This window comes from Candidatus Alcyoniella australis, assembly GCA_030765605.1.
In the GTDB taxonomy this organism is placed as follows: Bacteria; Lernaellota; Lernaellaia; order JAVCCG01; family Alcyoniellaceae; genus Alcyoniella; species Alcyoniella australis.
This window is the reverse complement of the sequence record JAVCCG010000071.1, coordinates 1-8,134: the sequence shown is the minus strand read 5'-3', so window position 1 is coordinate 8,134 and position 8,134 is coordinate 1. Positions and strand designations below refer to the sequence as shown.

The following is an 8,134-nucleotide window of genomic DNA, read 5'->3' as shown; positions in this document are numbered from 1 at the left end:
GCAGGCTATTGTAACTGTTGCTTTAGAAGCCATTATAATTGCTCCCTGTTCGATTTGGAGAGTGGGATAACACTATGTGCCGATCTGTGTTGTATCGCCAAAACCGTGAATCTGCCATTCCCCAACCATGTAATTTTCCGTCCGCTTTCTTGCTGTGTGGTCACGATATAAAGCAAAAATCCTGGGCCTAACAAGGTGTCCCTGGGACCCGCCAATTCCGAGAAAGAAGTTACAATCCAATTTGGAATCAAACTTATTGTATTTCACCCGCAGCAGCCCGAGTCGTCGTCGTCATCATCGTCGTCGCTTCCGCTGTCGTCATCATCATCGTCATCGACATCGCCATTATCCGGCGGCGTGTAGTAATCGTAACGCGCCTTCCAAACGATATTGCCGTCGCTGTCGTATTTGATGGTTAGCATGTCGCAAGTAGAGTTGTCAGAACCCAGGCAGGACGTACCAACCATATAGACGTTTTCCTCATCATCAATGTCTATCCCTTCGGGTTTATCGCGGAAACCGTTTTCATCGTAGCTCACAGACCATATCAGGTTGCCTCCCACCTCGTACTTGAGAAGTAATACATTTTTGTTATCATTGATTTCTGCGTAGCAACCCCCCGCAACATAAATATATCCAGGACTGCCACAAGCTATTAAAAGCGCTCCCTCATAGCGATCTTCGCCATTTACTTCTGTTTTGTACTCATCGCTCCACAACAACAACCCGTCGTCACTATACTTGGCTATAATGATATCGCTATCCGTGGCGCTTCTTTCGTCGTAGGTGGAGCCACATAGATACAGGCCGTCTCCTTCGCAATAGGTCATGCCAAAGAAACCGTTGTTCACATAGCGTCCGTTGTAAGTCTTTTCCCATTGCAAGTTGCCTGCAGCATCGATTTTGCGTACCACTGCCACGTCTTGGGGCCACAATTGCCCTGCGTCATAGATATTGCCAGCGTTATCAAGGACATTGCAGTATAATGCATCCGAGTTTAACAATGTAGACTTCCATTCTACTTCGCCCGATTCATCAAGCTTGATCGTTGTAGCATTGAATTCGTAATCCGTCATGTTGGTCTTGCCGGTTACATAGATCGCACCAGAGTTGTCCACACTTATATCGTACGGGTAATTATAGTCACTGACACCGCTTACTCTTTTCGACCATAAGGCTGCGCCATTCACGTCGTATTTGACAATGAGGAAATCTTCTTCCCTGTACCACTGATCCGGCTCGAGATTGGTGCTTCCGGCACATATAATGTTTCCTTCAGCATCAACTGCGCATTGTCTCGCCCCCGTATGGGGGAGATCACGGAATGCTCCCTGAGCAAGTATGTTCCCATCGGGATCGTATTTAATGAATCCCATATCGCCCATGACCCTGACGACAATATCTCCGAACGGGTCGAACATAACATCCGAGCGGAAATTGGCCCGACGATTGATAACTGTATCTTCCCAAAGAAGACGACCTTGGCTGTCATACTTCAGCGTGTTGACAAGATAGTGATAATTGCCGGTAGTGGTTATGCCAGTGGCATATACATTCTGCTCCGCATCCACAGCAATCCCACTACCCTCATCCCTGTATGCCTGGACAGCAGAAATATGAGCACACAAGATAAATACAAAAGAGTATAGCAGTACTGAATATCGTGAGAGCTTTGTGTAAGCGGAAATCGCTTTACTGATATTCATCATTTTTTCGGCCAAAAACGGCCGTCCTTGTAATATAGAAGGGTTTTCGGTTTAGCCTTTATTATATAATGCTCAAGACGCTGCCCTGCGGCGATTTGCCTTGCGATTGGTTCCAGGCGTTTTGTTCTGGGACCAAGGACGGGCTCATAGCCGGTCAAGCGGGGCCTTGCGCCGATCATTGCCCCGGTATCGCCAAAGCCGTCAAGTAATACACTATTCATTTTCGGGAAGCACCTCGCCACTTGGGCAGGATTAGATTTATCGCACAATGCCCACTCCCCTCTACCTGTGTACCTATAAATTCCCTCATTCCCGGATTCGCCAAACCAATTTTGTCTATCCGTACTCCAGATAATACTATTCTGAGGCCATTCTGTTGGATTATCTTCATTTTCTATTTTATTGCCGGTAGATGGCAATTCATAATCTGGCCGATATACGCCCCTACCTACAGGCTCAACTCCCACACCTTGATTGCCGCCAAGAGATAAAAAGTAATTGACTTTTTCAGAGGGATCAAACTTTGTTTCCCGCCAATCATCAATCCCCTTGGGCCCACCGAGTTCGGCGTAGGATACAGTAGTCGGATCGATGAAGCGCGTCTTACTCTTAAAATATTCCCTGAGAGGCTCGGTCCAAACACAATCCGGGTCGTAGAGCCCACCGGACGCCTTGTTTATCACATGGGATGCGTACTCCGAGCACCATTTATTGGGCTCGTCTAATGAATCGTTCCAGCTTGTGTATTTTGGATCCCAGGATTGGTATAAATCGTCCACCATCACGCTCAGAATCGGATTGATCGGAAGATAACTCGGAGGGACTGAGCCCCCGGAGTATGGAGAATAATCAAGGGACACCATACCTATTAATCAGCCATTTTGGCATGAGTTCGGGGTACACCATACTTAATTTGAACTTGATAGTCCTTGTCGCAGAAAAAGGTCGGCAAGCTGCGACTGCCCCGCTGGGTCACGTGATGCGGGAGTGCTTCAGCAATAATCCGAGCTATTCTCTGCATGCGCTTAATATATAGCTACGCCAGTTGGACGTCAATAAAAAAAGGGCCGGGACACTGCCCCGGCCCTGGATTATTTTGTAGCGAATTGGCTCTAACCCGCATTTCTCACGAGGGGTCTACTGCGGCGCACAATCTGCTCGCAATAACAGCGTCATTCTCGCCGATCCGTGCTCGACGTACCGCAGCGGGTACGCCTGCGCAGACGGCTATGAGCCGCCTCAAATCTCGCATATCGCGATGGTCATTGGGCTACGAACCGCCCCCGCACCGTAGAACCTTCAGCTAGGAGTAGCTTCCTAGTTCTTGCGGCATCTTGCACGCCTCGCTACGAACCCTCGTGAGAAATGCGGGCTATTTGCTCGGCGGCAGGGTGCAGCAGGAGTACGGCGCGATTACGCTCGCGGTTGATCGCGTGGAGCTGTTGTAGGGCGGCGAAAGATCAGGGAGTCGCAGGGTCGCCGATCTGTTCGATAACGAAGTAGTACGACCGGATGGTCTGTTGGGCCGCGTCGGACCAGTTCATCCCCTGACCGTGTCCGGCCTGGCGCTGGAGCCAGAAAAGGATCGGACCGCGCGCATTGCCCGAGGCCTGCAACGCTGCCGCGAACTTGGCCGAGTGCATCCAGTGCACGCGGGTGTCCGATTCCGCCGTCAAGATCAACGAGGGCGGATAGGCCACTTTGGGCAGAACTTGGTGATAGGGCGAGTAGGCCCAGATGTACCCGGTCTGGCCCGGCTCGTCGGCTGAGCCGTACTCGGGCACCCACAGCTCGCCGGGCGGGAAGCGATGGTAGCGCACCATGTCGTAGAGCCCGACCTGTCCCACGGCGCAGCCGAACAGGTACGGCGCGCGGGTGATCATCGCACCGACCAGCAGGCCGCCGTTGGACCCGCCGCGGATCGCCAGCCGTTCGGGATTGGTGTAGCCCTGGCGAATCAGGTAGCGCATGGCGTACTGAAAGTCCTCGAAGACCTGGAACTTGCGCTCGCGCATCCCAGCCTGGTGCCAGACCTCGCCCAGCTCGCCGCCGCCGCGGATGTTGGCCACGGCGTAGACGCCGCCGCGCTCGATCCAAAACAGGTTGGTGCGCGAGAAGTACGGCCCAAGAGAAATGCCGAATCCGCCGTAGCCGTAGAGGATCGTCGGGCAATCGCCGTTAAGTTCGATCCCTCGCTTGTGAACGATGAACATCGGCACCAACGTGCCGTCGTAGGAGGGGTACTCCACGTAGCGTACGACAAAGTTCGATGGATCGAACGAGCCGCCGGTTGAGGTCAACACCAGCGGTTCGGCGCGTAGCTCGACCATCGGGTCGGCGCGGAACAGGCTCTGCGGGTAGAGAAACGACGAGTAGCTGAACACCAGCTCCGATGAGCCGCGCTGGACCGCCAGTCTGCTGACGCTGCCCGGCGCGGGCAGCTCGATGGTTCCAAGCTCAATACCCTGCAGATTGAAGACCCGCATTTGCGAGACCGCGTTTTCCAGGTAGAGCGCGACGATCCGCTCGCCGGCGATCGCCAGATCTTCCAGCGGATAATCCCGCTGCTCTATCAGGTCGGTCCATTTGGCTTGATCCGGATCGCGCGGGTCGATCAGCACCAGCCGGCGGTTGGGCGCGTCGAGTGTCGTCAGCGCCAGAATTTTGGAGCCCAGCATCTCCAGCGCCCAGACCTGAGCGTCGAGCCCCTCAACGATCGGCACGATCTCGCCAATGGAGCGTTCCAGTATGTAGGCGTCGTTGGAGGTTGTGCCGGTCTCGACGTTGATTAGCAGATAGCGGTCGTCCTCGCTGATCCGCAGGTCCGGCCAGTCGGTTTTCGCGCGGTCATCGCCGAATATGTAGCGGTCCTGATTCGGGTCGGAGCCCAGTTCGTGAAAGTAGACGTGGCGGTTGTACTGGGTGCCGTCGGGGTAGAGCGTGTAGTAAAAGCCGCTCTGGTTGGAGAGCCAGGCAATGGAGCAATGGCGCGTGTGGCCGATGGTGTCCGCCAAGGTCTCTCCCGAGACCGTGTCGAGCAGGTAGAGCGTGCTGTTCTCGTCACCGTCTTTGGAGAGGCCGTAGGCCAGGTAGCTGCCGCCGGGCGATGGATAGTACCAGTCCAGCGCGGTCTTGCCCGTGGCGTCGATCAAGATTGGATCGAGGAGTACGCGCTCAATGTTGTCACTGCGCATGTAGAGCTTGGGCTGCTCGTCACCTGTCTCGAGCTTGAGGTAGAACAGCTTGCCGCCGGCCAACTCCGGCTCGACCGAGTAGCCGATGCCGTAAAGCTCGCTCACGCGCTGGGCCACGCCCGGCGTTGCAACCGACTCCAAATAGGCTGTTGTGCGCAGGTTCTGGGAGTCGATCCAGGCTGCGGCCGCCTGCTCGTCCTCTAAAAACCGATAGGGGTCCGCAACCTGATAGCCGTTGATGGTCTCGACCAGCGGCTGAGGCTTGATCACCATTGGTGCTCTGAGCGTGGGAGCGGTTGGGCCGAGCGTCGGAGGATTGTGAGCGCAGCCGCAACACAGGATCGCGGCGAGTACGGCAAACACAACTGTGCGAGAAATATTGTTCATTGTAATTCTCCCTCGGGTCTGATCACGCGAGAGGTTATCGGTGATAGATCAGCAGATGATCCATCCGGCCCGACCCGGACTGGTCCGGTCCGATGAAAGCGGCAAAGCTCTGCAAATCGCCGCCGGATTCACGATGGTTGACCCAGCTTACATCGCGGCACTCTCCGGGATGACCGTTGACAAATACGCTGTATGTCTGGCGGTCGATGTCGGCCACGATCCGCAGGTTGATCCAGGTTCCCGGGGTGAACGAGCCGCAGGCCAGCATCCGTTCCTTGGAGTCCTGGGTCAGCACTTCCTCGCCGTTGAGCAAGGCGTATGCGTGGTTGGACGATCCGCTGCCGATCAACACGAATCCCAGGTTCTCGCCCTGTTCGAGCAAAACGTCGAACGCTGCGGTCAGCGTGCCGTGCTTAAGCGGTCCCGAGGGAAGGGCGGCGGCCACGGTGATGTCCGAGGGAGCATCGGCGCGCAGAGAAAAGGATTTTCCCATTCCCTGGCCGCGGCTGAAAATCTGGGCCACGCCGTTGTCGCCGACGTTGTAGATATCCCAAGGGTCGCCCGGCGGCTTGCCCGACTCGTGGCCATCCCAGTTTTCAGTGAACAGCAGCTCGCCCGGATCGTTGCGACCGTCGAAGACAAAACCGCCCAGCAACAGCCCCAAGCTAAAGATCGCCGCGCACAACACAAACAACAGCAGCAGCGACTTCCAAGAGCTCCTGAACTTCTCGGCAATGTATACTTTCAGAGTTGTGTAAAACATCGGACGGAAAATCTAACCCGAAGACAAACAGATTGTCCATCCCGCGCCCATCTTGTATCGAGCTTTGGTGCCGGTGAAAATGAGCGGGCATAAGTTGAACCGTTGCGTGGAGAGCCGATGGATCGCATACCGGAAGACGAGATTATGGACGATTGGGAGCAGGCCCGGGCCTATGCCCAGGCTGACTTCAGCGACGCCAACAGCCTGTTTGTCGAACTGCTGATCGACAAATTCCCACTGTTCCAAAACGGACGGGTGGTTGACCTGGGCTGCGGTCCGGCCGATGTGCTGATCAGGCTTTGCGCGGCTCTGCCCGCAGTGCGCGCACTGGGTGTGGACGGCTCGCAGGCAATGATCGAGCTGGCGCAACGTGCGGTCGCAAAGGCAGAACTGCAAGATCGGATCGAGCTGATCTGCGCCGACGCACTGGGGCTGTCCGAGCTGCACGGTAAGCTCGACGCGGTGTTGAGCAACAGCCTGCTGCATCACCTGCCGGACCCGATTGCGTTCTGGCGTCAATGCTCCAACCTGGCGCGTCCCCAAGCGCCGCTGCTGGTAATGGACCTGATCCGTCCACAAAGTCCGGACGCGGCGCGACAGATCGTCGAGCGTTGCGCTGCGCACGACCCCGAGATTTTACAGCGCGATTTCTACAACTCGCTGCTGGCCGCCTACACTATCGACGAGGTGCGAGGTCAGCTCGCGGATGCGGGCCTGGAGCACGTCGAGGTCGCAAAAGTTAGCGACCGACACCTGGCCGCCTGGCGAGTGGCTTAGAGTCACAGCATGGCGTAGTTCGTTCGATTCGTGCGTTAATTTAATAAGTTGCTTTGAAGTTTAGGTATGTAATAAATTAACTCGTATAACAAAAAACATGAGGGATCGATGCGAGCCATACGAGTATCTCTGGCTGTTCTGGCAACGATCTTAATTACTTTTGTGGCGACTTGCCGCCTGGACGAACAATCGATCGGCGATACGGCACAAAACGCCGGGGTGCTGAAGCGAGTAGATATAGGGGATGGTCCCGGCCTGCAATCGGCTGATGATCGTTCGCTGCTGATACTTGGATCGGGTCTGTCCGCAAATCCGGATTGGAGCATCGAGTCCAACCAGGAATACGCCCATTTGGGCTGTAGTGTCTCAACGGCCGGCGACGTGAACGGGGATAATTACGACGATGTGATCGTCGGAGCCTACTACTATTCCAACGGTCAGAATCATGAGGGTCGAGCCTACGTGTTTCATGGTTCTTCCGACGGTTTATCGTTGGATGCCGATTGGATAGTTGAGCCAAATGTAGCGGCTGTTAAATTGGGTTTTAGCGTCTCATCGGCCGGAGATGTGAACGGCGACGGGTACGACGAAGTGATTATCGGAGCACCCTTTTCCAGCTGGGGACACGAGGAAGAGGGGCGCGTGTATCTGTATTACGGCTCAGCCGCCGGGCTGTCGGCCCAGGCTGATTGGACATACGAATCGGACACGGAATATGCGCAATTGGGCAACAGCGTGGCCTGCGCCGGAGATGTAAACGGCGATGGCTACGATGATCTGATCATCGGTGCGCGAAACTTTAATAATGGACACAAGGGCGAGGGCGCGGCGTTCGTTTTTTTCGGCAGTGCCGATGGCCTATCTGCGGCCCCTGATTGGATGGCGGAATCGAATCAACTTTGGGCGAGTTTCGGCACCAGCGTCTCGTCGGCCGGCGACGTGAACAACGACGGCTACGACGACGTGATCATCGGTGCGGACGAATATTTCAGCGGACAAGTGGACGAGGGCCGGGCATACGTTTTTCACGGCTCGGAATTCGGTCTATCCACTGTCGCGGACTGGGTGATTGAATCGGATCAAACCGGCGCTCATTTGGGCAACAGCGTTTCATCGGCCGGAGACGTCAACGGCGATGGTTTCGACGATGTGATCATCGGGGCGCATCGCTACGACGAGACCCGGGAGGATGAGGGGCGCGCCTACGTTTATCACGGATCCTCAGGGGGCCTGCTGGACGAGCCGGATTGGACGGCCGAATCAGGCCAATACAGCGCAGGCTTGGGATCGAGCGTTTCATTGGCAGG

Annotated in this window: 6 protein-coding genes; 2 read left to right on the top strand and 4 right to left on the bottom strand. The window is 55.6% G+C overall.

Translation table 11 applies throughout. The features are described 5' to 3' along the window. Window positions 1-263: 263 nt before the first annotated feature. The 4 genes from P9M14_07945 to P9M14_07930 form a co-directional block, all read right to left on the bottom strand. The gene (locus P9M14_07945; GenBank protein MDP8255664.1) at window positions 264-1,721 is read right to left on the bottom strand and encodes an SBBP repeat-containing protein; all 1,458 of its coding nucleotides are present in this window, start codon (window positions 1,719-1,721) and stop codon (window positions 264-266) included. Then, window positions 1,706-2,485: a hypothetical protein gene (locus P9M14_07940; GenBank protein MDP8255663.1), complete on the bottom strand. Its 780-nt coding sequence runs from the start codon at window positions 2,483-2,485 to the stop codon at window positions 1,706-1,708. The genes P9M14_07945 and P9M14_07940 overlap by 16 nt, the downstream gene beginning before the upstream one ends. Before the next feature lie 681 nt (window positions 2,486-3,166). Further along, window positions 3,167-5,173 carry a prolyl oligopeptidase family serine peptidase gene (locus P9M14_07935; GenBank protein ID MDP8255662.1) on the bottom strand — a complete coding sequence of 669 codons (2,007 nt, stop codon included), beginning with the start codon at window positions 5,171-5,173 and terminating at the stop codon, window positions 3,167-3,169. A 148-nt stretch (window positions 5,174-5,321) separates the two neighbouring features. Beyond that, window positions 5,322-6,050, bottom strand: coding sequence for a hypothetical protein (locus P9M14_07930; GenBank protein ID MDP8255661.1), 729 nt, complete (start codon window positions 6,048-6,050; stop codon window positions 5,322-5,324). A gap of 117 nt (window positions 6,051-6,167) precedes the next feature. Between P9M14_07930 and P9M14_07925 the strand changes: the two genes are divergently transcribed. Continuing rightward, window positions 6,168-6,827: a class I SAM-dependent methyltransferase gene (locus P9M14_07925; protein ID MDP8255660.1), complete on the top strand. Its 660-nt coding sequence runs from the start codon at window positions 6,168-6,170 to the stop codon at window positions 6,825-6,827. 108 nt (window positions 6,828-6,935) lie between these two features. Continuing rightward, window positions 6,936-8,134 (top strand): integrin alpha (locus P9M14_07920; protein ID MDP8255659.1); only part of this gene is annotated, 1,199 nt, incomplete at its 3' end.